Consider the following 585-nt stretch of genomic DNA (forward strand, 5'->3'; position numbering starts at 1 on the left):
GGGGGATATCAAGACGGGTCCGATTCAGGTGCGGCGTATGGCCACGGCTATCTGACAGCGAACCGAGAGTCAGTCCAGGCTTCCAGAGCGGAGCGGTTCTCGCCCGCCGCGCAGATCCTGATCAGCGCACTGCTGCTGGTGCCCACGTTGATCCAACGCGCGATTTTCATCGGTGTGCCGAACATGACGGGTCAGGTACTCGATTGGCCGCCGTTGTTGCGCACCGTCTGGTTTACCAGCGGCGTCGCAGTACTCGGCGTGTACTTCATCGCGGTTGTCGCGTTCTGGTCCCGATCTCCGGAACGCCGCCGGACGGCCGCCTTGATCGCGGGCATCACGGTGTTGATCGATGTCGTTTCGTACGTCGGCTTCGCGCTGATCATCGGCTCCAGATACAACCTGAACTTGGATCTCGACCTGGTTGTCATGCTGTCCCGGAGTGTGGCCGTGGTGACCGTCGTCGGGTATGCCCTGGCATGGGGTGTGGCGCGGCGCCGGGGCACGGCGTGGGCGTGGGGACTCATTCCCTCCGTCATCATTGCCGGTCTCGTCGAGTGGGCCATGGCGTCGTTGCCGTCCGACGCC

The 585-nt window shown here is 63.8% G+C and carries 1 protein-coding gene; it reads left to right on the forward strand.

Annotation, left to right across the window (positions count from 1 at the left end; genetic code table 11):
• A partial coding sequence (locus IMZ11_RS43450; RefSeq protein WP_228649526.1) for a hypothetical protein occupies positions 1 to 585 on the forward strand: 585 nt, incomplete at both ends.

Source organism: Microtetraspora sp. AC03309, from assembly GCF_020826795.1.
Classification (GTDB): domain Bacteria; phylum Actinomycetota; class Actinomycetes; order Streptosporangiales; family Streptosporangiaceae; genus Microtetraspora; species Microtetraspora glauca.